Source organism: Pseudomonadales bacterium (assembly GCA_013215025.1).
Classification (GTDB): Bacteria; Pseudomonadota; Gammaproteobacteria; order Pseudomonadales; family DT-91; genus DT-91.
This window is the reverse complement of the sequence record JABSRR010000346.1, coordinates 1-1580: the sequence shown is the minus strand read 5'-3', so window position 1 is coordinate 1580 and position 1580 is coordinate 1. Positions and strand designations below refer to the sequence as shown.

Annotated in this window: 2 protein-coding genes; both read left to right on the top strand. The window is 45.1% G+C overall.

Features of this window, described 5'->3' with window-relative positions; genetic code table 11:
- The first annotated feature begins 9 nt into the window (after nt 1-9).
- Complete coding sequence (gene alkB / locus HRU21_13535) at nt 10-615, top strand: DNA oxidative demethylase AlkB (protein NRA43304.1); 606 nt, start codon at nt 10-12, stop codon at nt 613-615.
- A gap of 135 nt (nt 616-750) precedes the next feature.
- On the top strand, nt 751-1580 hold an 830-nt coding region (locus HRU21_13530; GenBank protein ID NRA43303.1), incomplete at its 3' end, for a GTP-binding protein.

Below are 1580 nucleotides of genomic sequence, written 5' to 3'. Positions count from 1 at the left end.
GATAAGCCGATGATATTGTCGCCGGGGGCATTTTTTTTAAGTGGTTTTGCTGAACCCTATCTCGACGCATTAATTCCCGATTTATATGCAGTACTGCAACATGCTCCACTGCAGCAGTATGTCACGCGCGGTGGTGGCAAAATGTCAGTACATTGTTCTAACTGTGGTGATGTTGGCTGGGTAAGTGATAGAGAAGGCTACCGCTATCAGCCGCAAATATTAGGCGCCGACCAGCCATGGCCAGCCATGCCAGTGAGCTTTTCAAATCTTGCAAAAGCTGCGGCAGCTCAGGTTGGTTATCAAGATTTTGAACCCGACGCCGCATTAATTAATCGATATCAAGTGGGCACTAAAATGGGGTTGCATCAGGACAAAGATGAAAAAGACTTCACTCAGCCGATAGTCTCGCTTTCGCTTGGTGTTACTGGGGTATTTTTGTGGGGCGGCAAAAAACGCGCGGACAAGCCAGATAAATACCGTATGCAGCATGCCGATATGATAGTGTTTGGCGGTGACTCTCGACTTAATTATCACGGCATCCAGTCGATTGATAAAACCCCCCACCCATTATTTGCCCATGAGCGCATCAATATTACTTGGCGCAAAGCCAACTGAGCGCTTGCTGTTTTTTACCCTAAGTGTTTCTTTGGCTCAGCCTTGAAGCCATATTTTGTAGTTATTACTGTGATTAAAATTATGCGATAATCTGCGCCCTTTATTTAAGCCTTAAACCTTGCAGATATTGTCATTATGTCTTTACTCTCACAATCGCAATTAGATGAAGAAGTCTCAAAACGCAAAACTTTTGCGATTATTTCTCACCCGGACGCAGGCAAAACCACGATCACTGAGAAGCTGATTTTGCTGGGGCAGCTGATTCAAGTTGCAGGCACGGTAAAAGGTAAAAAGAATACAGCGCATGCGACCTCAGATTGGATGACCATGGAACAAGAACGGGGCATATCGGTCACCTCCTCAGTCATGCAGTTTCCTTATAATGATCGCTTGGTCAATTTGCTCGATACACCTGGACACGAAGATTTTTCTGAAGATACCTATCGTACCTTAACCGCGGTTGATTCGGCACTCATGGTGGTTGACGGGGCTAAGGGTGTTGAAGAGAGAACGATCAAGCTGATGAACGTCTGTCGCCTGCGCAATACGCCGATTTTTAGCTTTGTGAACAAATTAGACCGTGATGTTCGTGATGGTATTGATTTACTGGATGAAATTGAACAAGTGCTGGGCATACAAGCGGCGCCTATTAACTGGCCCGTTGGTATGGGCAAAGAGTTTAAGGGTGTATATAACCTCTACACCGATACCTATCATGTATATACCCAGCAAGGTGGTCATGTAATTCCAGATGATATTCGTATCCAAGGCTTAATGTCGGATGAAGCGAAGCAGCTGCTTGGCGTTTATCATGAAGACTTTGTTGAAGAAGTTGAGCTAGTGCGAGGCGCTAGCCATGAATTTGATTTACAAGAATATCTAGCAGGGCGGATGACACCGGTATTTTTCGGCACCGCCTTAGCGAATTTTGGCGTGAAAGAAATGTTAGATGATTTTGTTGAATG

What these genes read in the sequence shown, in the direction of transcription:
- alkB (NRA43304.1), top strand. Translation starts at nt 10, where the DNA reads ATGATATTGTCGCCGGGGGCATTTTTTTTAAGTGGTTTTGCTGAACCC.